Source organism: Nostoc sp. C052 (genome assembly GCF_013393905.1).
Taxonomy (GTDB): Bacteria; Cyanobacteriota; Cyanobacteriia; order Cyanobacteriales; family Nostocaceae; genus Nostoc.
This window is the reverse complement of record NZ_CP040272.1, coordinates 31,720-53,079: the sequence shown is the minus strand read 5'-3', so window position 1 is coordinate 53,079 and position 21,360 is coordinate 31,720. Positions and strand designations below refer to the sequence as shown.

Genomic DNA, 21,360 nt, shown 5'->3' with positions numbered 1-21,360 from the left:
AATCTATGTTTGCTAAACCCAAAATACTTTTATCCTGGCTGGCATTATTACTCAGTTTTGCCAGTCTAATTCTTAGCTCTTGGATTATTCTTCCCGCTCCAAATATGTTTTTACTCACGTTAGCAGTAGGAGCGCCAGAAATCAGTCCTTGGTTATTTTTATTAAATTTGCTCTTTTTATTGTTGTCTTTATTCTATATTCGTCGCCGTCCAATCCAACGTATAGTTTGCATTTTCAGTTTAATTGGATTACTAATTTGTGGATGGGTGCTAATAAATATCCCACCAACTCAAATACAGATGGCTAAAGCCATGAAACAGGGGCTTGGAGCAAATTATCTAGAGCAAATTCCCCCCCCAGTCAGGGCTAAAATGCAAACCCATCCCTTTGACTTAATTAATTTTTTTCGGGGTATTCCATTAGGTAAAACGCGCTATCAAAAAGATATTCTCTTTGCTTCTCCTGGAGGAGTGCCTTTAAAAATGGAAGTTTACCAACCTTCAAAGATAGGGAAATATCCCGCAGTAGTAGTAATTTATGGTGGAGCTTGGCAATATGGCAATACTCATGCCAATTCTGAGTTTAATCAATATATTGCTAATCATGGATATACGGTATTTGCAATCGATTATCGACACGCCCCTCAATATCAGTTTCCATCTCAGTTAGATGATGTGCGTACAGCCCTGAATTTTATTCGCAAACATGCAGCTGAATATGAAGCTGATTCAGAAAGTATGGTACTTTTAGGACGTTCTGCGGGAGCGCATCTAGCAATGTTAGCGGCTTATCAAACAGATGCACCACCCATCCGTGCTGTGGTAAATTATTACGGGCCTGTTGACTTAACAGAAGGATACAAAACACCGCCAAATCCCGATCCTATAAATAGCCGCGCTGTTTTAAAAGCATTTCTTGGTGGTTCTGTAGAAGAATTGCCTAATCAGTATGAAATTGCTTCACCGATAAATTACCTGACGCACCCTTTACCGCCAACTTTATTAATTTACGGTAGTCGCGACCATTTGGTGGAAGCGCGATTTGGCAGACAGATGTATGAACGTTTACATAACTCTGGTAACACTGCGGTTTTTCTAGAAATTCCTTGGGCGGAACATGCTTTTGATGCCGTTTTCAATGGTGTGAGCAATCAATTAGCGTTGTATTATACAGAGAGATTTTTAGCTTGGGCGTTGTTCAAGCATTAAAAACTCCGCATTTCTTACTACTTTTGAGGCCAGCGCCAGTTATAGCGATTCCATTCATAAATTCCTTGAATTTCATACTCAGCGCCGTTGAAGAAGCGGACGACGCAATTAGTAGAGGAATCATTGCGATCGCTAATTTCCTCAACCTGAATTACCATACAGGGAAACCATTCGCGCTGACAAGGACCATCCTCTTGTACCCATTCCCATAGTGCATTGGAAACTTCAATGCGATCGCCTACTCTTAACTTTAGTGCATCCTCAAAATAAGAATACTTGTCAAAATGACACGCCTCAACCCGATTCAACCACTGTAAACCATAGCGTTGGCGAATGAATTGCACCGTTCCAGAGTCATTTTCCAGCAACCAGTCGTTGAGTAATTGCACCTTCCAAGTACGGTTGCGTTGTTCTTCATCCTTAACAAATTGTAAAAATGCTTCTAACTCCTCTGGGGTAAGTTCATCTAAAGGATTAGCAATATTTGCCATCCCAGAGGTAGAATTTCCCTGAATTTGTTCGACCAGTCGCAGTAATATCTGCTTCTGCGTGTCAGTGAGAGGACAGCTTGCGGCATCACAACTACTAAAGGCTGCAAGCATAGCTGTTTCAATCTCATCTGGAGTCATAATTTAATAGCAATTGCGGGCTTATTTCCCTAATTATTACAAAAGTTAAATTAAAGTCTCCAATCCCTTTGTCGTTAAATCTGGACATAATTAGGGTTTGCGGAAAAAGTCTTTTCCTGAGGGCTAAGAGGGAGAAGGCAATTGCTAATCAATCAGGGAAGTAGAGAAACCGAGTAGGGGTATGTTGTAAGCTGAGGTTGTAAGTTAAATCATTATTAAATTAAGTCACGGGGTTTTTTATGCGGTTGCGCTCACTCACGGTCATTTTTATTTCCTGTCTTATCACCTTTCTATCGTGGGTGATTGTTCCCCCAGCTTTAGCCCTGACACAAATTAAACTATTTGATGTCTCTTATAAAGATTGCCCACCAGAACTTGCAGAAGGGGCTGTTCTCAGTAGTGGTAGCGCGGCTGCCAATTGTTTTCTTGTCATTGGCAAAGCAGAAAATGGCACTAATAAAACAGTCTACGACGCAGATATTTTTGGACGCATCTATGATGCTAATAATGACTCTGTGATGCAAAACCGCACTCGCTTAGGCTCCATCACCGAAGTACCACCAGGTATCAGCGATTTTGAATTGAGAATTTCTGTACCTGCAAATCAGCCTACTCCGTTGAAGCTGAAGCAGTTTAAGGCTGCTGGCTTTAGCGGTCAAGTACGTAAGTAAAGCCGTCCTAGAAAGACGGGTTTTAAACCCAGGTTTTCGATAAAATACTAGAAAATTCTGGAAATATAGCGTCAGTTTTCAATTATCGCATTCATGATTAGCCTTTACATTGTATAGGTCTGAGCTAGTTAGCCCAGACCTAAAATTCATCAGTTGAACATGGAGCAAACTGCAAATTCTGTGTATCAGATGGCTTGCAGACCACCACCTACTATTTGAAGCAGTATGATGGCTAACATTGCTGAAAAGTCTATACCACCCAAAGGGGGAATGATTGAACGGAACAGATTCAGATAAGGATCGGTTATCTGGCTCAAAGTGGCAAATGGTTGATTGTACCAGTTGATAGTGGGGAACCAGGTCAATAAAACCCGAATAATTAGCAGAACAGTATAAATCTGGATGAAACTGGCCAGAGTGTTAATCAGAAGGTACATGGATTTGTTGGTTTCCTACTAAGTGTCAAACGCGGTCTTATCTTTTAATTTTAATTTAGTCCATGTCATGTTTGCAGATTCCATATTTACCACACTTGACACTTTCACCACGCCTAAACAAACTCAGGAGTCTTTAGTGAGGGAGCGGTCATTGCTTGGTTGAGGTGAACTACTATTGACGTTACCTAGTTGATTTCGCACTTCGTCAATTGTGGCATTTAGCTGGGCAATTTTATCTTCCAGCGATCGCCTAGCCGTTTCTATGCCGTTGCTCTCACTTTCTGAGGCTTTCATCTGACGACGCTTTGCTGCTATTTTCTTAGCTTCGGCTTGACTATCTGTCAGTTCTGTTTCTTCTTCTGCTAGCAATTCTGGCTCGCGTCGAGAAACAATCAGTGCCCCGATCACACCGCCAAATATCCCACCAACAAAGGCCCCTGCTAAAAAGCCACTGCCAAAACCATCTCGCTGACTCATATCTTTACCGCCTTCAACAAACCTTGCAACTTTTACAGTAGTTATGCCATTTTCCTGCCCTAGCTGCATAGTAGCTTAAGTCCCAAAGATGCGATCGCCTGCATCTCCCAATCCCGGTACAATATACCCCTTGCTATTCAGTTTTTCGTCAATAGTAGCGGTGTAAATTATTAAACCCGGATAAGCTTCACTCAGTTTTTGCAAAGCAGGTGGAGCTGCCACTACACAAATAATCCGTATCAGAGATGGATCGGCCCCCCGTTGTGTCAATTCTGCCATTGCTGCCATGATTGACCCTCCAGTTGCCAACATTGGATCGGTAACTAACACTCGTGTTTGAGGATCAAATTTATCTGGTAACTTGTTCAGATAACAATGAGGTTGCAGTGTTTCTTCATCTCGTGCCAAGCCAAGATGATAAATCGATGCTAAAGGTAATAAAGTCTGCGCTCCCTCTAGTAATCCTAATCCAGCCCGAAGAATCGGCACTACTGCCATCGGCACTTGCGGATCAATTACCGTTGCGGGACAGGTATCTAAGGGACTCTGCACCGCCGTTTCTTGGGTCGGCAACCAGTCTCGCGCAGCTTCATAAGTCAGCCATCTTCCCAACTCAGTCATCGCACTGCGGAACAATACTGAAGGTGTGCCTGCATCACGGGCAACTGCTAGCCAGTGTTTGATTAGGGGATGGGGTGGAACATAAACGCGCAATTGTAGCGTCATAGCCAAAAACAGGCGCCTTTTTATTGTATAAGAACTGAAACACCATAATACTCTTTCCTGCATCCGGCTGACAGCTAAAAATTAAAGCGCTCAACTTTATTGAGAATATTTTTCATTAATAGTTGACATCTATTCTCAATCAAGGCTATATTCTTATACAGTGTTCTCCTCTCTTTTAAGGATCGGCAGACGGGATTAGCCAGCAGTAGCAGGCTCGTCCCTCTTTTTTTGATTAGTCATTTGTCATTGGTCATTAGTCATTAGTCATTAGTCATTAGTTAAATTAAATATTGATTGACTCTAGACAAAGTACAAATACTTCTCTACGTTCGCGCAGCGTGTCGCAGAGAGACGCTACGCGTTAGTGGAGCTTTCGCTTTCGCGATACGCTCAGTACAAAAGACAAAGGACAAATGACAAATGACAAATGACGTGATCGTGATTGGGTCTGGGATTGGCGGATTAGTAACAGCGACTCAGTTAGCAGCGAAGGGAGCGAAAGTACTCGTACTGGAACGTTATTTGATTCCAGGTGGTAGCGCTGGTTATTTTGAACGCCAAGGCTATCGATTCGATGTTGGGGCGTCAATGATTTTTGGGCTGGGACAGAAGGGTACTACCAACTTACTCACCCGTGCATTATCAAGTGTAAATGTCAGCCAAGAAGCGATCGCAGATCCGGTACAGATTCATTATCATCTACCCCAAGGTTTAGACTTGAAGGTTGACCGGGTTTATGAAAAATTTTTGCAAAATCTTATTGCTCATTTTCCCCATGAAAAACAAGGGATTCGTCGCTTTTATGACGAATGCCAAAAAGTATTCAAGTGCCTCAACAGTATGGATTTGCTGTCGCTGGAAGAACCTCGGTATCTACTGCGCGTATTTTTTCAGCATCCTTTAGCCTGTCTCGGTTTAGCCAAGTATCTGCCCCAAAATGCCGGAGATGTGGCGCGGCGTTACATCAAAGACCCGCAATTATTGAAATTTATCGATATGGAATGTTATTGCTGGTCGGTAGTTCCATCAGATATGACACCAATGATTAATGCTGGGATGGTCTTTTCTGACAGGCATTATGGCGGAGTTAACTATCCCAAAGGCGGAGTCGGACAAATTGCTCAAAAACTAGTAGATGGTCTAGAAAAAGCTGGAGGTCAGATTCAGTACCAAGCTAGAGTCACCAAAATTCTCACAGAACAGGGAAAAGCGGTAGGTGTACAACTGGCGAATGGTAAAGTATATCGGGGTAAACGCATAGTTTCTAATGCTACACGGTGGGATACATTTACACAATTATTACCACCAGAAGTAATGCCAGATAATGAGAAAAAATGGCAACAGAATTACCAAAAATCTCCAAGCTTTTTGAGTTTGCATATTGGCGTAAAGGAGTCAGTTTTACCAGTAGGGACAGAGTGTCACCATATTTTGCTGGAAGATTGGGAAAAGATGACAGATGCAGAAGGTACAGTGTTTGTTTCGATTCCCACATTACTTGACCCAGATTTAGCACCAAATGGATATCACATCATTCATGCCTTTACGCCTCACTGGATTGATGATTGGCAAGAACTTTCTCAGGGTGAGTATGAAGCGAAGAAAGAAAAGGCAGCTTGGCGAATTATTGACCGCCTAGAGAAGCTTTTTCCCGGTTTAGATGCCGGATTGGATTATTTAGAAGTGGGGACACCGCGCACCCATCGCCGCTTTTTGGGTCGTGAAGATGGCACTTATGGGCCAATTCCCCGACGTAAGTTGTGGGGATTATTGAATATGCCCTTTAATCGCACAGCTATTCCAGGACTTTATTGTGTAGGGGATAGTACCTTTCCCGGTCAAGGGTTGAATGCAGTCGCTTTTTCTGGGTTTGCTTGTGCCCATCGCATCGCCGTAGATTTAGGATTGTGATTAAAAGAACAGCTTACGCAAAAAACCTAGTAAACGGATGGCCAAATCTATATTTACCTGAGTTTTACGTGCAGTCTCGATTTCCTCTAATATTTTCTGCATTTGTGCCAGATTTTTTTGATCGATGCCGATGATACTAACATTTATAATTGCTGCTCTTACCCGATCGAGAGTAAGTTTGCATTCGCTAACTGCTAACTTATACTTGTTAACGTTTTCCCAGTTTTTTTGACGTTGGGCGTTGACAAGCTCAAAATTAAGCTGAAATAGAATATCTTGTAATTTTTCTTCTGTCTTATTGAGTTGTTCTAAGTCAATTTGATTGCCAGGAACTTCTTTAAGCTGAGAAATTATTTCTGCAAAAGTATCTAAAATATTATTGGTGGTCATGTTTTATATATTCAGTTAAGTTTTGAACATGATTCATGACTATTTGTACCCTAAAAATCATTGACATAATTGAGAGTTTGGTGGTTGTAATTGTCTGTTTCTCAGAGATACTTCTTTCATGAATTCTTTTAAAACTTCATCTTTGTTAACTTCTCTTTCAAGAGTAATAATCTTTGTGAGTGTTAAACTGTAGTCGTTACCAGTGAAACTAGTAGCTACCCCAAAAATTTGAGTAACTCTAGCAGCAATAACTTCAAAATTAAGATTAGGGTAGTCATCAATAAGTTCTGAGAGTTTTCGACCAGTGTCAGCCGCTACCAAAAGTTTAGAGATAGATTCATTTAAACTTTGTTGTTCAGCAGCATTAACCTTCCGCCAATCATCTATCTTTTCAATAACTTGACGCTTAATTTCTTCTGCTTCTGGTTGTGAAGATGTACTTAACTTTCTATATCGTTCGCCGAGATCCTTTAACTTAGAACTGATGATTACCCTTTCCCAATCCATTGGTCTTGGTGGTTTTTCTTGAATTCTTTTGGCTAAAAGTAGCATTTTTACTGTTAAACATCTTGCTGGCTGGGCAGTTTGAGCAACTATCCTTGTACTTTCATAATCAATTGTTTCTAGCTTGTTAAATACCTCGACTGCTGTATCATATTCTGCTTTTAAAGCATCGAGTGTTTGATCGACATCTGATGACTGGGAATTTTGCTGACTTTCTCCGGTGATAATGCTATTTACTTCTGTCGGAATTCCAAATTCAATACTGGTATCAGTGAGTAATTGATCGACAACTAAATTATCATCTATAGGTAAATTATTCAGTTGGTAAATTTTCTTCACCGATGTAATAGCATCAGCGGCCCGATCGCGAAAATTCTCGGCAGTTATTCGCAACATCGCTCGTTTTTCAGGCGTACAACCGCTGATGGTGAAACTGATAGTACAGGCTACTATACAAAATTTCCATAGGCTGAATTTGTGGTTATGGGGAACTCTGATAGACATACTTACCTGTGTCCAGATATAGTTATTACTTATTTATCAAGATGAGATCATCAGTATAAAAATGATGAAAAAGCTAATTGCGTCCGAATTAAATCTTTTTTCCCAATAATCTGGAATTTTTAGTAACCGTAGAAGATCGCGGAAAGCTCATATACTGATTAAATTAAATACTTGTTGTAACAGATGCTTTTTCGTATAAGCGCATAATTTACAAAAATTTTTATAATTGTGCTTTAATGGTGGGCGGCTTTTGTTCGTTTAAAATCTTCCTCACACACAAAGCGATCACTGATGCTACTCACACACAAAGAAAACATTGTAAAATTTAGCTGGCTTCTACCCAGCTTCTTAAGCTTGCTCCTGTTTGGTTCCACTGTTAAAGCTAATGGTGCAATGCCTGCGGCGGGCGTAGCCATCGAAAATTGGCATTTTGACAGCAATCGTAATCATCTGGACTTCACCACAGATGAGAACGTTCAACCGAAAGTACAACTACTTACCAACCCGACTCGTTTGGTAATTGATTTACCTGGAGTTACATTAGGATATCCACAGACTAGTCAAAGAGTGGGATTAGTAATTAAAGACATTCGCATCGAGCAGTTTAACGCAGAGACTACCCGCATGGTAGTTACTTTAGCACCTGGTTACACTTTTGATTTAGCACAGGTGCAACTGCAAGAGGAATCTCCTAATCATTGGTCTGTGCAGTTACCCAAGCCAATCCAACAGACTGCAACCCAGCCGCAATATTTAGAAGTAACTCCGAGTATTTCTCCAAGAGTGAATGATAATAGCACTCTCTTTGCTGGCGTAGTTCCCATGCATTCACCGATGAAAGCGCTGGAACCTCAAATTAAAGCCTTGATGAATCGCTACAGCTTTCTGAAAACAGGAATGTTTTTTCTGGATTTGGATACTGGGGATTATTTGGATATTGGAGGCGATCGCGTTTTCCCTGCTGCTAGTACAATAAAACTGCCAATACTTATCGCCTTTTTCCAAGATTTAGATGCAGGTAAAGTCAGCCTTCAGGAAAACCTGACGATGCGGCGTGACTTAGTTACTAATGGTTCTGGAAGTATGCAGTATGAACGAGTTGGTAAGAAGTACACAGCTTTAGAAACCATCACTAAGATGATTACCATTAGCGATAATACTGCCACAAACATGATTATCGATCGCTTAGGTGGAGCGGCGAAACTAAATCAGCGTTTCCGTAGTTGGGGACTGAAAGACACAGTAATTCGCCATCTTTTAGCTGACTTGAGAGGAACCAACACCACAAGTTCTCAAGATATGGCGCGGGTGCTGGCTTTGGTTGTGAACAACAAGCTAGTTTCGCCACAGAGTCGAGAACAAGCCTTAGATATTCTGCGCCACACTACAATTCATACACTGCTTCCCGCCGGTTTGGGGAAAGGTGCTGTCATCGCCAACAAAACCGGAGATATCGGCTTTCTCATTGGCGACGCGGGATTTGTAACTATGCCCAATGGTAAGCGTTACTTAGCTTCCATCTTCGTTACCCGTCCCTATAAAGACACCAGGGGAAGAGACTTTATTCGTCAAGTTTCCCAACTTGTTTACAATTACCTGAATCAGATGAATCCGGTTGCTGCGGTTAATTCATCTTATGGTGTTACGAGATAGCGGTTAGAAACCGCGTTTACACAAACAAAACCCACCTCCGTGGGTTAAACCTTAATTTGACCTTAGTCCGCGGAGGCGGACTTTGCTTGTATAGCCGCGAATTCCATTCGCCCAATGCACAGCTAGCTATCCGCCCATACTCCAAGAAATAAATTATCCAATGTTGTGGGGTGGGCATCTTGCCCACCCCACAAGAGTTAATTGAATATTTTTTTATTTGGAAGTCCCTAATTAGATAATTGTGATTTTACTTGCGGCTTTCGTAGCCTTTTCCCTAGCCTCTTGGACATTCACACCCTTTGCCAAAGCTACGCCCATTCGCCGATATGGATGAGCATTAGGTTTACCAAATAATTTAATATCTACATCTTTTTCTGACAAAGCATCGGCGACACCACTAAAAGCAATAGAGTCAGATTTTTCTGATGCTAAAATTACCGCGCTGGCTGAGGCTCCTAGCTGCTCTATATGAGGAATTGGCAAGTCTAAAATAGCTCGTAGATGGAGTTCAAATTCGTTAAGATTTTGTGAGATTAACGTCACCATTCCCGTGTCATGGGGTCTGGGAGAAAGTTCCGAAAAAATCACTTCATCTTTGGTAATGAAAAATTCAACGCCAAAAATTCCGGCTCCTCCTAAAGCATCAGTGACTTTTATGGCTATTTCTTGAGCTTTTAATATCTTGTCTTCAGAAATTTCTGCGGGTTGCCAGGATTCTTGATAATCTCCTCGTTCTTGGCGATGACCAATGGGAGAACAAAAAATTGTCGGTGCATTCCACTGTTTAATTGTCAGTAAAGTTATCTCAATTTCAAAGTTAATAAATTCTTCAACGATGACTTTTTGACTGTCTCCTCTAGAATTAGCGATCGCATAATTCCAAGCCTTCTCAACTTCACTCCGATCCGGCACTACAGACTGACCTTTCCCAGAGGATGACATCACAGGTTTAACAACATTGGGAAAGCCAATTTTATCCGAAACTGCAATCAATTCTTCTAGAGTTGTTGCATACCCATATTTAGCCGTTCTGATGCCTAATTGTTGATGTCCCAGTTCCCGAATTCTATCGCGATTCATTGTATAGTTAGTAGCAGCCGCAGTTGGTATAACTGTAATGCCCCGCTGTTCAAATTCGATCAGTTTTTCTGTTCTGATTGCTTCAATTTCTGGTATAATTATATCTGGCTGATGTTTTGTCACTACAGCTTCTAAATCATCAGCACTGAGCATAGAAATAACTTCATAAGCATCAGCAACCTGCATCGCTGGAGCATTGGCGTAGCGGTCAACAGCAATCACATAATTACCAAGACGTTGAGCCGCGATCGCAAATTCTTTGCCTAGTTCTCCTGAACCCAGCAACATCAATTTTTGGGGCAACTTAATACTCATTAACTTATCCAGATCAATATCAATTCAATCATTTTATAATTTTTTGTGTTTTCATTACTAACTTCTCAAGAATTAAATATAGCTCCGCGTAATTGTAAATCTTGACGTTGCAGATAATTTAAACCAGTACTCACACCAAGTTGACACTTATCTACTATAGTTTCTAACCAAATAGTCTCGTTCAGAGTTGCACCTCGTAAATCTGCATTTCTCAAGTTGGCTTTCGTAAAATTTACAAATAAAAGGTCTGCATTTACTAAACTACTACCTTGGAGATTTGCTTCTGACAAATTCCCTCGAATAAAGTTTACTCCATCTAAAATTAAACCAGATAAATCCGCTCCAATAAGATTAGGAAACTTTAACTGATTGGGATACTTGAAAAACCGCATTATACAGATGATGTTTGCTTCATTTAGTTGTATTTTGGTTAAAAAATCATAACGAGCTATGCCCAGTTGCTTAAGAATTTGTAGACGCTGTGGAGGACTTTGTTCTAAAAAATGGATAGCTGTGTAGCGTAGGTCTTGAGTCGGCAGATTTAGCATGATTATCAGATTGTCGTGATACTTGTGCTAATTAAAAGGTAAGGATTCAGGTGGCAGAGTATTGACAAGGGGGACACTTGAGGGAGAATATCACAAATATGAACCAAAACCTGCCTCAAGATTTAGACCGAGAAAGCTTGAACCAGTTATCAAAAGAAGAACTGGTGGAGATAATTATTGAGCAAAGCAAGGTAATACGTGAGTTACAGAAAATCATCTACGAACTACAGCAAGAAGTAGAACGGTTAAAAGTCAGCAGAGATTTGGACAGTAGGACTTCATCGAAACCACCATGCAATACAGTTTTTCTCCTTGCACCTTCCTAGCATAGCTTTCAGCTTTGAGGATGGATGTACCTCATAGCTGCCAGAAGTGCTGTACTGCAATTCTAGTAGTTCGCCAAGTGAACTTGGCGGGGTAAAGGGTAAGGGGGAAGGTGGGGTCCCCTCTGGGGATAAGGGGCGGGGGGAAAGGGTTTAAATCTCTTACCCTTTTCCCTTTCCCCTTTCCCCAGTTCTCACAAGCGCATTTTTGGGTTGGCAGACTACTAGAGATAATACAAGGTATAAGCTTGCTGTTTTGTTTCAATCCCTAATAGGGATTTTGATAAATTGCAATAAGAGCATCGTAACTTACAAGATGATTATTACAAGTTTCAATCCCTAATAGGGATTTTGATAAATTGCAATGCTACAAGGGTTTTTAGAGGAAATAAAAGATATAGTCTTGTTTCAATCCCTAATAGGGATTTTGATAAATTGCAATTTTTCCACATACCCTTTGAAGCTTCCTAAAGTAGTGTTTCAATCCCTAATAGGGATTTTGATAAATTGCAATAGGACTTCTGATTATCCAGAATTACGCCACTATTTTGTTTCAATCCCTAATAGGGATTTTGATAAATTGCAATCGAAGCCAGAAGGCAGGGTGTAGCCTCCATGAAGGAGTTTCAATCCCTAATAGGGATTTTGATAAATTGCAATGATATTATTACTAATTTGAATAGAGTTGTTTTTTGTTTCAATCCCTAATAGGGATTTTGATAAATTGCAATGGTATACCCATTACTGAAGATCCTATTGCAGATTTGTTTCAATCCCTAATAGGGATTTTGATAAATTGCAATTTAATAACTTTATCACCTAAAGTTACTTTTATATCAAGTTTCAATCCCTAATAGGGATTTTGATAAATTGCAATTAAAGTAATACCCCCTTTGCTAGAACTAATATAGGTTTCAATCCCTAATAGGGATTTTGATAAATTGCAATTTTTATAGAAGATAGTGGATACATACCAGAGAAAAGGGTTTCAATCCCTAATAGGGATTTTGATAAATTGCAATGCCAATACTACAGTATCTATGCGCGGCTCATCAAGTTTCAATCCCTAATAGGGATTTTGATAAATTGCAATAACTCGGACAGCGCACTCAAATGCAATGCAACGAGCTGTTTCAATCCCTAATAGGGATTTTGATAAATTGCAATAGCGGGAGCCTGAAAGCCAAGCTATATTTAGTTTTCAAGGTGCGGTTGCGCGAATATAGAGTAATCATAGCATTAGAGAATTTTTTTGGGAAGAGTGTCGGGAAAGCTTGAAGGATGAAACCCGTTTACTGTAAGCATTTTAGAGATTGCGCGGATGTAAATTGGGTATTGGTGGGGTGAAATGCTAGCTGGAGTTGAGATAGAAGCACTTTTTTCAAGCTTTGAAATTTGTACACCTACCCTTCCGCGCATATCAGGGAACTCTGCACAGTAAATTGTTGAGTGCTATGGCTTTTCTTTGCCAATACATCCGATTTTTCCCTAACATACAGGTACAGCAAGGAAGGCTTAGACGGTAAAGGAAGCTAGTATTACGGTAAGCTGATTGATAACTTGTAGTATTTATTTTATAGTACTGTACGTATAACAAATAATAAACTTTTCGCTAATTAAAGGTAGAGATGATGCAAGAAGTAACTCGCCGCAAATTCATTGCAACAGCCACCCTAGCAACAGGTTTTGCCCTCGCAGTACAACCCATTTCTTCCCAAGCTATCACCACTGATGCCAAGGGGTTAGTCGCTGGTGCGGTGAAAATTCCTGTCAAAGATGGCGAAATTCCTGCCTATAGAGCAGCACCGGCTACTGGTGAAAATTTCCCAATTGTTCTGGTAATCCAAGAAATCTTTGGCGTACACGAGCATATTCAGGATATCACTCGTCGCTTTGCTCGGTTGGGATATTTAGCGATCGCACCGGAATTATTTATCCGTCAAGGCGATGTCTCAAAGTTAAGCAGCATAGACGAAATTCGCCCAATTGTCGCTAAAGTACCAGATGCCCAAGTGTTATCCGATCTCGATGCCACAGTAAAGTGGGCAAAGAAGTCAGCTAAGGGTAATGGCGAGAAGTTGGGAATTACAGGCTTTTGTTGGGGTGGTCGTATTACCTGGTTATATGCAGCACACAATCCTAACGTGAAGGCAGGTGTGGCATGGTACGGGCGACTTGTAGGTGATGCAACTGAACTTCAGCCCCAGTATCCCATCGATATCGTATCGACCCTGAAAGCCCCCATTCTCGGACTTTATGGTGGGAAGGATACGGGTATTCCTCTAGATACTGTAGAGCAGGTGCGCGATCGCTTAAAGTCCAGCAATAGCAAATCTGAAATTATCGTCTATCCCGATGCACCCCACGCATTTTTTGCCGATTATCGCCCCTCCTACCGCGAGAAGGAAGCTAAGGATGGCTGGAAACGCCTCTTGGCATGGTTTAAGCAAAATGGTGTTTAAAAAACTTTGGTTTATGAACTGTGACGTTGAAAAAAGTTCCAAATTGTTTCGCTGGCGTTTAACCCCAGCTTGGCATTGAATTTGTTTAGGTTCTCGTCAGTTGAGGAACCACCAGGCCAAAAATGTCCACCGTTTACTACCGCTAGCTGCCAGACTTCTGAGTTGCCACTGCAACCTGTGTAGAGAGCGGTTTTAACTTTATCTTCAGAAAAATTTGGAGATGCTTTTGATGAGGTACATTGATCGTGCGATCGCCAAAAGTCTACCATATCTGAGATCGAAACCAGCGCTCCTCGTTGAGTGTGGTCGTCACCTTCATAAAGCACGTCGCGATCGTTTGTACCGTTAATCATTAACATTGATACGGAACTTTTAGGCTGGCAATTAGGTTTGAGTCTAACTGGAAGCGAACCCGCTACTGATGCAAAACCAGCAATTTTATCAGGTAATTTACACGCCAGTGCTTGGGTAAGTATGCCACCTCTAGAAAAACCAGTGGCGTAAACTTTATGACTATCAATATTGATTTCCTGCTGAAGGCGATCGATCAAAGCACTGACAAATAAAACATCATCCACCTTTCCTTGAGCGTTACCTCTCAGGCTCCATTTTTGGTCAATTCCATCTGGATAAACAACAATGAATCCTTGTTGCTCTGCTAATTCATTGAAGTGAGTCACATTACTAATAGACCGACCATTACCATCATCTCCATGAAACACTAAAACTAACGGCATCGGGCGGTCTGGATTATAAGATTTTGGAGTGTAAAAATAGTAAGTACGTAATTTTCCTTGGTCATTTAATTCTCCATAATGATCGCCACTCAAGATTTTTTCTTTACCTATATTTCTTTCTTCAGCCTGAATGGAATCGCAGGCAGTCAAGAAAGTAATTCCTAATAAAAGTATCAGAAGTTTTTTAAAAAGTCCAGAAGTTTGATATATGTTCATATTAATAGATGCTTTACAAGTCTTATTTAGCAACAAGTTTTTACCTATAAGAGGCTAACAACCCAAGTATTGTTGTTAGCCTCTATTCAGATATTAAACTCTTACATTTACATATCGAGCAGGAACTCGAACCTTAACCCATCTGTTACCACGTCGTACTGTTTCCCAATGTGCAGGAATTAACTTCCGTTGATATCGAGCAACAACAGGTTTACGCACAACAGCAGCTCTATGAACATTGGGTCTGACAATGATTTCTGCTGCTGATGCTTGTGAAGGCAAGGAGGAAATTGCAAATGGTAGAGCAAGCAATGTACCTAATAAAATACGTTTCATTTTCAAATCTCCAGCAATTAATTAACTTGAGTTTTCTACAGCACTTATCAAGAATTTATGAACAGATGGTTTGTTTGCTGCACAGCTTCATTGATTTGCTGTATTGCTCTCAGTTTAAAATACTGAATAAGAAGATACAGTGTAATAAAGTCACAATTGAAGTATGACTTTATTCACATTTTGGACTTTGGATAAATAAAGAGGAGTTCCGTAACACCTCTTGTAACTGGTATTAATTATTATCTATAATCTTGCAATTACTGAATTTTGAAGACGATAATACCAATTAATACAGCAAGACCTAGCGCTCTGCGAAAATAGTTAACGCCTTGAAATAGTTCCAGCCATGCCCAAGTAAACAACGAGCCATTTGCCAGAACGTCTAACACTGTATTGATTTTACCAGTTGTAAAAACTAGAGTTAGTAAACTAGCTACGATCCAAAGAATAAGTGGTGGGTTTGGCATTTCAGCCAAAACAATTTTGCCATTGCTATCACGGAAGGTTTTATCAACTAATGTATTTTGCATTCTTTGAATTGCTTGCTACTTAGGTAAAAATTCTTAATTTGCAAAAAATACGGAGCATTCTATTGAGAATAGGCTGAGGATTTATTGCAAATTATCTAATAGTATTAAAACATTCAGACAAATATCTTTTCAATTATCTAATGGATGAGATTAGAGCAGTAAAGCATATTCATATATGATTATATTGAAAGGCATACTCATACCATTTTGAATTTTAGATTTTAGATTTTGGATTGGGAATCGCTTTCTGTGTGTGGTTTTTGTGAAACCATCTGTCGCAATCATTTTTCAAATTGGTATAAGATGAAATTCGCCAATATATTTCAGTATAAATGACATCCTAAACATAGAAAAGCCTCCTAACACTAGGAGGCTTAAAAGTTAGCGGAGACAACTTATTTAACTACAGCTTAACTACAGCGATCGCTCCTCCTAATGCAGAGAAAAAGGCGGAAACGGATGCTGTGGCAAACAGCCACCACGCTGCTGTAGCTGCGGCTTTGCGGGTTTCTTCTGCTTGGCGCTGTGCTTGATGCTTCACCTGTTCTAGGCGGCGTTGGGCTTCCTGCTGTATGCGTTCTGCACGTTGCAATACTGTGTTGCGGGCCCGTTCAATTTGGTCGATGATCCGGTTGGCATCTTCCTCGGAGATATCCTCACGAGAACTCATAATTGCCACTAGGGTATCACGGTCAAAGGAGGAGAGGCGATCGCGCAGGGCATCAAATCCGGCTTGAGGATCGTCAAAAAACGTCCGAACATCGCGCTTAATACTATCATAGTTGAGTTCTGGGCGATCCAGGGAGTTGAGATAGTTACGAATGCGGGCGAAAACCCCGTCAATTGCATCTTGAATGCCCCGTTGGATGTTCCGTACTTGTTCGACAAATTGATCTCTTACCGACACCATATTATCGGCAATCCTTGCTGCTTCTTCATCAGAAATATCTTCCCGAATTTTCAGCAGAGCGATAATGGTATCACGGTCAAATTGGGAAAGGCGATCGCCAAAACTTTCTACCCCAACTCGCGGATCGTGCAACAGTAATTGCAAGTCGCGTTTGATACCTTCAGGATTGAGTTCTTCTTTGCCAGTTTGACGCAGATACTCTTCCAGATAAGCTTTGAATGTTTCTGCTCTTTGTTGTGTACGGCTAGCTAGGCGACGAGGCGCACGCACAAAGTTACGAATCGAAGTTTGAGTGGAATCAATGATTTCATTAACTTGTTCTTCACTCAAATCTTGGCGTTGACTGAGCAATTTCACCAGTGTATCCCGGTCTACTTGCGACAACCGACGGCGCAGTGCCACGGCTCCCTCTTTGGGATTTTCAAACAATTTGGTCAAGTCTCGCTGAATACCTTCTGGGTTCAGTTCTTGTTTACCAGTATTCCGTAGATAATCTGCGATCGTTGTTGTCACCGAGTCGTATTGCTCTTTCGCTTTATCAACTACAGCTTGGGGTGTGTGGCGAATACTATGCCATGACTCTTCAGTAGCATTGATAATTTGATTAACTTGATCTTCACTCAAATCTTCTCGCTGGCTCAACAATTGCACTAAGGTATCGCGGTCAAAGCGAGACAAGCGCGCCCGAATTGAGGTAATCCCAGCTTGCGGATCTTCCAGTAGCTTTTTGAAGTCGGCACGGATAGCATCAGGATTCAGTTCTGATTTGCCGGTGTTACGCAGATATGATTCTACATTCAGCCACAGGGTTTCTGCTTGATATTGTGCCTGTTCTGCTAATCCCTTGGATTCTACCAAGACGCGATCGCGTTGTTTTTCCAACTCATCAAGAATGCTGTCTACTTCATATAGCTGGACATCATTACGTTGTAGCAATATCTGCCGAATTTCTTGGCGTTCAATGTGAGCCAGTCGCAATGTCAGGGTTTCATAATCTGCCTCTGAGTCTGCCAGCAGTGGTTTGAAATTCTGCTCAATGCCTTCGGATGTCAAATCTGCTTTCGGAGTAACAAGTAGATAACTTTCTACTGCGCGCTGTAAGTCTTGGACTATATCTCTTTCTTCAATAGCTCTGACTGTTATTAGCACTTCTTGGCGAACAGTTTCTAGCTGATTTGCAATGCGCTGAATTTGACCTTGGGTAAGCAATCCCCGTTGCTGCAAAATTTTGGCGAAATCATTGCGGGATAGTCGTTCTAGTTCCCTGCGGACGATTCCAGGGTCGGCTGCTGGGTCGTAGATGACATCATGAAATTCCTGGGCAATTCTTTCTGAACTCAGTTGCCAAGCATAAGTATTGTACAGGTAGTTTTCGACATCAGCCCGAATTGGGCTATAGGGTTGTGATGGTGTGGGCAACCCTAGCTTATCTGCTTGTTCGGTGACTTTATCTTTAGCGCTGGTGAGACTACCCAAGATTTTTTCCACATCCAAATCAGACAAATCTGTGCGTCCTAACACAATGCCGGTTAAGGCAGATAATCCTTGCTGGAGTGTACTTTGAATTGGCCCGGTAGCTGCCTTTTGGTCAGTTCCTTTAGAACCACGGTTTTCTGCTAACAACCGTTCCAGCTTGGCGTTGAGTTCATCTGTTTTGCTTTGTCCTGGTGGAAGTGATTTCAGATAATCGATTAACTCACCCAAACGATCTTCGTTGGCTGGTTGCTGATTTACCACTTGCTGCCAAACTTTATACAAAGTATCAGCAATGCGGCTAACGTCTTTTTTGGAAAGATCGGTGCGACTGCTGACTAACTCGATAAACTTTTGGCGATCGATGTTGCGGATATCTGGAGTCCCAGCGATCGCTTTTAATTGCGGATCGTTGAGTAAATTTTCAAAATCACTCCGAATCTTTGACACATCGAGTTCTGGAGGCCGGATCTTTTCTAAGTAATCTTCTATGTTTTCCCGGATACTCGCAGGGTCGATGGCGCTTCCGAGTTCTCGACGGACAGCGGCGGCGGCGGCTTCTGCTGTGGCTACCACTTGGTTATTTACAGCTTTAGCACCCAAGGCGGCGGTAGCAGTCCCCATAATCGCCTGAAACCCGGATGTTGCCGTATTGACAACTGAGCCGATTAAGGAGCCTACGGTGGTGGAACTTACCCAAACCAGGATCAGAAAGTAAGCACCCCAAATCACCAAACCGAGAATCGCTCCCAAGGTTGGATCTAAGATTACCAGGCTCAATTTTACCGCGAGGAAAGAAGCAATTAATAAGGCGATCGTTACAGTGACTAATGTCCAAATCCCCACTGCTGTGCCGATTTTGCGAATACTACCGCCCAAACTTCCCACTTCCCCATTATCTGAATCCGAGTCAGATGAGTGCCCCAGGTAGGAAATACCGGCTGCAAGGGAGAGATTAGTGAGAACTAATTGGAAAGCAAAGGCTAGAATCACACCGGAGATTAAAGCTACAAAAAAGCGCGGCCCGGAAGTAAGAACCGATGCCTGTGCTGGTGTGATATTTGAGGTATCTACTTGAGTCTGTGCCACCCATAGTAGTGGTTTGTAGAGTCCCAGCATGATTTCCGTACTTTGGAGCATTGGATTTCCTTTTTCTAAGTTTAAAATTAGGGAATTAAGAATTTCTTGAGAAGCAACTCTTAGTATTTATTGTTTTTACCTATGGCAATACCTAACTCTTTAGATCAGAATCGTAGAATTTAGCTGTTTAAAGCATCTCTCTAAGGGTTGAAACCCTCATCCAGCGAAAGATATAACTTTTTACCATCTCTTGGTAAAAATATTAAGAAACTTAGCACGTAAACATTAATTGTATGCTGTCGATTTTTAATTTTTAATTGCTTGTTTATAGCGATTTATTTAATTAGAATGATTATATTTGCTATCTTTTATCACCCTCTATAAGTCAATAAACTTGGGTTATAAACGTAGATTAAATAAAATGCAAAACTTCATTCTGTCTCTAGCTTCCTTCTCCTTTATAAGAATGAGGAATTGAGGGTGAGGTAAACCAGGGACATAAATTGTATTTTATTTAATTCTTATTCCTTAGTGTCAAAAAACTTAAGTTGTGTTGTGTAGATTGGGTTGAGGCACGTAGACCCAATATTTCCAGGGCTTTGTTAGGTTGCAGTTTGCTTCATTCAAGCTACAATTTTTCTTAACCCAAGCGTATTGTTCTATAAGTAGATTTTTGTTGATTATCGTCTACAATACAAAAGCTCTACTTTCAAGATAGGTGCTATAAATCGATGCGATTCCACTCCGTAAAAGCTTCTATAAAATACTTACAAAGAGCAGCGATCGCATTTGCTGATTGATACACATCCTCATCACTCATAAAAAGCCACCCACTTGGATATAAGCCTAGCCAAGCAGGTAAATTTATTGTAAATGAACCAATTCTAGTTTCTGCTTTTTGCTCATCCAGCAAAACTATTGAATGTGAATAATAGTAAGAGTAGCCATCTGCAATGTCTACAAAAGTTGTAACCTTCCAATTACGATCTATTTGTGTGTCAAAGCAAATATCTGAATAAAAAGTTGGCTGTAATATTTCAATCAAGGCATTTTTAATTATTTTTTTTAGTTTGTTTTTTGGATATTTCTTAAATATTTTCTCTTCCTCGTGAAGCTTTTTTCTTAAGTTCTGATTTTTCTTTACAATATCAAAACGTTTTAATATTTCTTTTTCTTCATCAGTTATATTATCGCCAATAAATTCAAGTAATTGTCTTTCAGATATCCTGATCAGTATTGGTAGTATTCGAGATTGTTCCTTTGGAGAAAGAGCTTGTATTGCTTCAAGTGTTAGTCTGACAAAATAAGAGTTCATTTGTGATAGGCGTTCAAAGCCAGATTCATATTCTTTTTGTGCTTCTTTTAATCGCCATTGATAATATTTTATTTCAAAGTCATAAAAAAATAGTTCGTGTTTCATAACTTTTCTGTAGCTAAAAAAGCCACCTAGTAGTTTTAGGTGACTTTTCTCAGATCAAAATTTGACAAAAATTACTGAAATTTTAAAGAGCGATTATTCATCAATACTACTGGGAATACCCAAAACGGCACAGGGGAAATTAGAACCTAGAGCCTCAATCATCGGATGATTGACAGAGTTGCAACCTAGAAACAGAATATCAGCCGCTTCTGATTCAACAACTTTGCTAAGTTCTGTAGAAATGCAGCCAAACCGCAAATGAGATTTAAAGGAACCCTGCCATTCTTCAGCTAAACTTCGCGCTTGCCAGAGAATTATATCTGCTTGTTGCAGGGGAGTTACCACAGTCTGTAATTTGGGTTGAGTTAATACCTGTGTGACAGATTTTGATACTTCACTAACTTGACATTCCAACGGAAACTGTTGTGTTGGAAAACTCAAGATATTTGAATATTGACTACTTTGATTATCTTCTATCACATAAACAGCTTGAACTGTAACTTCTGCATTAGTGGCTAAACGCGTTTGATGGGCAATCCAAAAAGCAATATCTAGTGCTGTATGACTGTTGGGAGATGCGTCATAAGCAACAATTAAGTTAACTGCTTTTGAGCTTTGAAGTTTTTCAGAAAAAGGTTTTTTTGGTTCTGGCACGAGTACCATTTGTTCAATTAAGTCATCTCGACCTGTGGCACTTTGCAGACGTGCTAACATTGGTTTGATTTGCACAGCTTTACTTCTCCTAATGAAATGAATTAGCAATGAGAAGCAGGGGGACAAATTTTAGATTTTAGATTTTGGATTTTAGCTTGAGTGACGA

Annotated in this window: 19 protein-coding genes, 1 pseudogene and 1 CRISPR repeat array; of the genes and pseudogenes, 6 read left to right on the top strand and 14 right to left on the bottom strand. The window is 40.7% G+C overall.

What is annotated here, in order from left to right:
- Positions 1-5: 5 nt before the first annotated feature.
- The gene (locus FD723_RS00240) at positions 6-1,208 is read left to right on the top strand and encodes an alpha/beta hydrolase (protein ID WP_179063560.1); all 1,203 of its coding nucleotides are present in this window, start codon (positions 6-8) and stop codon (positions 1,206-1,208) included.
- Between the two features lie 17 nt (positions 1,209-1,225).
- On the opposite strand, the gene FD723_RS00235 is transcribed toward FD723_RS00240, so the two are convergent.
- Entirely contained in the window at positions 1,226-1,837 is a 612-nt protein-coding gene (locus FD723_RS00235) for a hypothetical protein (protein ID WP_179063559.1), read from the bottom strand.
- 239 nt (positions 1,838-2,076) lie between these two features.
- Between FD723_RS00235 and FD723_RS00230 the strand changes: the two genes are divergently transcribed.
- Positions 2,077-2,508, top strand: a complete 432-nt coding sequence (locus tag FD723_RS00230; protein WP_179063558.1) for a biotin carboxylase — start codon at positions 2,077-2,079, stop codon at positions 2,506-2,508.
- A 185-nt stretch (positions 2,509-2,693) separates the two neighbouring features.
- Here the strand turns inward: FD723_RS00230 and FD723_RS00225 are convergent, their stop codons facing one another.
- The 3 genes from FD723_RS00225 to upp all read right to left on the bottom strand — a co-directional run bounded on the left by FD723_RS00225 (position 2,694) and on the right by upp (position 4,148).
- Positions 2,694-2,945 (bottom strand): YggT family protein, encoded by a 252-nt coding sequence (locus tag FD723_RS00225; protein ID WP_179063557.1) that lies wholly within the window; start codon positions 2,943-2,945, stop codon positions 2,694-2,696.
- Positions 2,946-3,068: 123 nt separating this feature from the next.
- Entirely contained in the window at positions 3,069-3,422 is a 354-nt protein-coding gene (locus FD723_RS00220; RefSeq protein WP_179068965.1) for a hypothetical protein, read from the bottom strand.
- Positions 3,423-3,497: 75 nt separating this feature from the next.
- Entirely contained in the window at positions 3,498-4,148 is a 651-nt protein-coding gene (gene upp / locus FD723_RS00215; RefSeq protein ID WP_179063556.1) for a uracil phosphoribosyltransferase, read from the bottom strand.
- Positions 4,149-4,568: 420 nt separating this feature from the next.
- On the opposite strand from upp, the gene crtH reads away from it, so the two are divergent.
- Positions 4,569-6,059: a carotenoid isomerase gene (gene crtH / locus FD723_RS00210; protein ID WP_179063555.1), complete on the top strand. Its 1,491-nt coding sequence runs from the start codon at positions 4,569-4,571 to the stop codon at positions 6,057-6,059.
- On the opposite strand, the gene FD723_RS00205 is transcribed toward crtH, so the two are convergent.
- Entirely contained in the window at positions 6,060-6,449 is a 390-nt protein-coding gene (locus FD723_RS00205; protein WP_179063554.1) for a hypothetical protein, read from the bottom strand.
- Positions 6,450-6,506: 57 nt separating this feature from the next.
- Positions 6,507-7,457 carry a hypothetical protein gene (locus FD723_RS00200; RefSeq protein WP_179063553.1) on the bottom strand — a complete coding sequence of 317 codons (951 nt, stop codon included), beginning with the start codon at positions 7,455-7,457 and terminating at the stop codon, positions 6,507-6,509.
- Positions 7,458-7,748: 291 nt separating this feature from the next.
- Here FD723_RS00200 and FD723_RS00195 point away from each other — a divergent pair, with 291 nt between their 5' ends.
- Positions 7,749-9,110 (top strand): serine hydrolase, encoded by a 1,362-nt coding sequence (locus tag FD723_RS00195; RefSeq protein WP_179063552.1) that lies wholly within the window; start codon positions 7,749-7,751, stop codon positions 9,108-9,110.
- A gap of 231 nt (positions 9,111-9,341) precedes the next feature.
- Here FD723_RS00195 and purT read toward each other — a convergent pair whose 3' ends face one another.
- Together purT and FD723_RS00185 are read right to left on the bottom strand one after the other, a co-directional pair.
- Positions 9,342-10,505 carry a formate-dependent phosphoribosylglycinamide formyltransferase gene (gene purT, locus FD723_RS00190; protein ID WP_179063551.1) on the bottom strand — a complete coding sequence of 388 codons (1,164 nt, stop codon included), beginning with the start codon at positions 10,503-10,505 and terminating at the stop codon, positions 9,342-9,344.
- A 65-nt stretch (positions 10,506-10,570) separates the two neighbouring features.
- Positions 10,571-11,053 (bottom strand): pentapeptide repeat-containing protein, encoded by a 483-nt coding sequence (locus tag FD723_RS00185; RefSeq protein WP_179063550.1) that lies wholly within the window; start codon positions 11,051-11,053, stop codon positions 10,571-10,573.
- Between the two features lie 98 nt (positions 11,054-11,151).
- Between FD723_RS00185 and FD723_RS00180 the strand changes: the two are divergent.
- Positions 11,152-11,358 (top strand): annotated as a pseudogene (locus FD723_RS00180) (IS66 family transposase); the annotation flags it as partial.
- A 276-nt stretch (positions 11,359-11,634) separates the two neighbouring features.
- Positions 11,635-12,543: direct repeats of the CRISPR family, unit length 37 nt; unit sequence GTTTCAATCCCTAATAGGGATTTTGATAAATTGCAAT.
- Positions 12,544-13,007: 464 nt separating this feature from the next.
- Positions 13,008-13,838 (top strand): dienelactone hydrolase family protein, encoded by an 831-nt coding sequence (locus FD723_RS00175; protein WP_179068964.1) that lies wholly within the window; start codon positions 13,008-13,010, stop codon positions 13,836-13,838.
- A gap of 11 nt (positions 13,839-13,849) precedes the next feature.
- On the opposite strand, the gene FD723_RS00170 is transcribed toward FD723_RS00175, so the two are convergent.
- The 6 genes from FD723_RS00170 to FD723_RS00145 all read right to left on the bottom strand — a co-directional run bounded on the left by FD723_RS00170 (position 13,850) and on the right by FD723_RS00145 (position 21,254).
- A complete protein-coding gene (locus FD723_RS00170) occupies positions 13,850-14,791 on the bottom strand; it encodes a PHB depolymerase family esterase (RefSeq protein ID WP_179063549.1) in 942 nt (313 codons plus the stop codon).
- A 93-nt stretch (positions 14,792-14,884) separates the two neighbouring features.
- On the bottom strand, positions 14,885-15,127 hold the full coding sequence (locus FD723_RS00165; RefSeq protein ID WP_179063548.1) for a hypothetical protein: 243 nt from the start codon (positions 15,125-15,127) through the stop codon (positions 14,885-14,887).
- Between the two features lie 257 nt (positions 15,128-15,384).
- Complete coding sequence (locus FD723_RS00160; protein ID WP_179063547.1) at positions 15,385-15,657, bottom strand: hypothetical protein; 273 nt, start codon at positions 15,655-15,657, stop codon at positions 15,385-15,387.
- Positions 15,658-16,060: 403 nt separating this feature from the next.
- Entirely contained in the window at positions 16,061-19,180 is a 3,120-nt protein-coding gene (locus tag FD723_RS00155; RefSeq protein WP_179063546.1) for an MFS transporter, read from the bottom strand.
- Positions 19,181-19,841: 661 nt separating this feature from the next.
- Positions 19,842-20,540 (bottom strand): hypothetical protein, encoded by a 699-nt coding sequence (locus tag FD723_RS00150; protein ID WP_179063545.1) that lies wholly within the window; start codon positions 20,538-20,540, stop codon positions 19,842-19,844.
- 93 nt (positions 20,541-20,633) lie between these two features.
- A complete protein-coding gene (locus FD723_RS00145; protein ID WP_179068963.1) occupies positions 20,634-21,254 on the bottom strand; it encodes a universal stress protein in 621 nt (206 codons plus the stop codon).
- Positions 21,255-21,360: the final 106 nt, after the last annotated feature.

Bases quoted from the DNA above. Each gene is read 5' to 3' on its own strand.
- FD723_RS00240 (WP_179063560.1), top strand. From the start codon at position 6: ATGTTTGCTAAACCCAAAATACTTTTATCCTGGCTGGCATTATTACTC.
- FD723_RS00235 (WP_179063559.1), bottom strand. From the start codon at position 1,837: ATGACTCCAGATGAGATTGAAACAGCTATGCTTGCAGCCTTTAGTAGT.
- FD723_RS00230 (WP_179063558.1), top strand. From the start codon at position 2,077: ATGCGGTTGCGCTCACTCACGGTCATTTTTATTTCCTGTCTTATCACC.
- FD723_RS00225 (WP_179063557.1), bottom strand. From the start codon at position 2,945: ATGTACCTTCTGATTAACACTCTGGCCAGTTTCATCCAGATTTATACT.
- FD723_RS00220 (WP_179068965.1), bottom strand. From the start codon at position 3,422: ATGAGTCAGCGAGATGGTTTTGGCAGTGGCTTTTTAGCAGGGGCCTTT.
- upp (WP_179063556.1), bottom strand. From the start codon at position 4,148: ATGACGCTACAATTGCGCGTTTATGTTCCACCCCATCCCCTAATCAAA.
- crtH (WP_179063555.1), top strand. From the start codon at position 4,569: ATGACAAATGACGTGATCGTGATTGGGTCTGGGATTGGCGGATTAGTA.
- FD723_RS00205 (WP_179063554.1), bottom strand. From the start codon at position 6,449: ATGACCACCAATAATATTTTAGATACTTTTGCAGAAATAATTTCTCAG.
- FD723_RS00200 (WP_179063553.1), bottom strand. From the start codon at position 7,457: ATGTCTATCAGAGTTCCCCATAACCACAAATTCAGCCTATGGAAATTT.
- FD723_RS00195 (WP_179063552.1), top strand. From the start codon at position 7,749: ATGCTACTCACACACAAAGAAAACATTGTAAAATTTAGCTGGCTTCTA.
- purT (WP_179063551.1), bottom strand. From the start codon at position 10,505: ATGAGTATTAAGTTGCCCCAAAAATTGATGTTGCTGGGTTCAGGAGAA.
- FD723_RS00185 (WP_179063550.1), bottom strand. From the start codon at position 11,053: ATGCTAAATCTGCCGACTCAAGACCTACGCTACACAGCTATCCATTTT.
- FD723_RS00175 (WP_179068964.1), top strand. From the start codon at position 13,008: ATGCAAGAAGTAACTCGCCGCAAATTCATTGCAACAGCCACCCTAGCA.
- FD723_RS00170 (WP_179063549.1), bottom strand. From the start codon at position 14,791: ATGAACATATATCAAACTTCTGGACTTTTTAAAAAACTTCTGATACTT.
- FD723_RS00165 (WP_179063548.1), bottom strand. From the start codon at position 15,127: ATGAAACGTATTTTATTAGGTACATTGCTTGCTCTACCATTTGCAATT.
- FD723_RS00160 (WP_179063547.1), bottom strand. From the start codon at position 15,657: ATGCAAAATACATTAGTTGATAAAACCTTCCGTGATAGCAATGGCAAA.
- FD723_RS00155 (WP_179063546.1), bottom strand. From the start codon at position 19,180: ATGCTCCAAAGTACGGAAATCATGCTGGGACTCTACAAACCACTACTA.
- FD723_RS00150 (WP_179063545.1), bottom strand. From the start codon at position 20,540: ATGAAACACGAACTATTTTTTTATGACTTTGAAATAAAATATTATCAA.
- FD723_RS00145 (WP_179068963.1), bottom strand. From the start codon at position 21,254: ATGTTAGCACGTCTGCAAAGTGCCACAGGTCGAGATGACTTAATTGAA.